At 69.9% G+C, this 1,013-nt stretch carries 1 pseudogene; it reads left to right on the forward strand.

Annotation, left to right across the window (positions count from 1 at the left end):
* Positions 1–203: 203 nt before the first annotated feature.
* Positions 204–1,013 (forward strand): annotated as a pseudogene (locus ACFVW8_RS39190) (beta-xylosidase); the annotation flags it as partial.

Consider the following 1,013-nt stretch of genomic DNA (forward strand, 5'->3'; position numbering starts at 1 on the left):
GGGCACATCATTTGCGAACGCCCCGCATCCCACCGGTGCGGGGCGTTCGCACACGATGTGCCGGAAACATGGATCTTGACAGCATCTGATGAACCATCAGTCAGCGCGTTTCGATCCCATTGACTTCTTTTCGGCCGGAGTCATCAATAGCCCCCTGCCGGCGCGGAAGAGCCGCCGCGCCGCATTCCGCAGGAGGGGGCTCCATGAGTCCAGCCATTCGAAGATCCGACAGCCCGGGGACGCGGCGCCGAAGCCGCCGCTGGGCCGCCGCGCTGGGTGTGGGTGCGCTCGTCGTCACCGGGGGAGGACTGCTCGCCGGGCCCGCCCAGGCCATGGCGGCGGCATCCGAGGCGGTGGACTTCCCGACCCACTGCATCCCGCCCGCCATCGCCGGAATCCCGCCGATCGACGGGACGACGACGGCCGAGATCACCGTCGACAACGCCGCCCCGAAGGTCGGCGACACGGTCCAGGTCACGTACACCGTCGTCACGCCGGCCGCGAGCAACCCGGTCGACCTGGCGCTGCCCGCCGACATCATGACGCCGACCGGCAAGGTCACCGCCGCAGGTGCGCAGTCCGCCGACATCACGGTGGCGGGCCCGCAGAAGAACGATCCGGTGCCCGGCAAGGGCGCGTTCCCGTCGTTCTCGATGACCGGCTCCTTCACGGTGACCGCGCCCGGTGAGATCACCCTCTCGCCCGGCGACTACAACATCCACACCAGCTACATCATGGAGCTGGACACGCCCTGCACGGTCACCGATCCGCCCGCGCCCGTCTCCCAGACGATCATCGCGACAGACGGCGGCGGCCAGGTCAACGAGCGGGCCATCCAGCTCGGCAGCGCCTCCGGAGCGGACGGTGACCAGGTCACCGTCACCGGCTCGAAGTTCACCGCGGGAGCCTCCGTCACCCTCGCCGGGCGTGCGGGGGACACCCAGACCGGCGACACGGCGACGGCCACCGCGGACGGATCGGGCACCTTCACCGGGCAGCTCACCGTCAACGAC

It is taken from the genome of Streptomyces sp. NPDC058221 (assembly GCF_042882365.1).
In the GTDB taxonomy this organism is placed as follows: domain Bacteria; phylum Actinomycetota; class Actinomycetes; order Streptomycetales; family Streptomycetaceae; genus Streptomyces.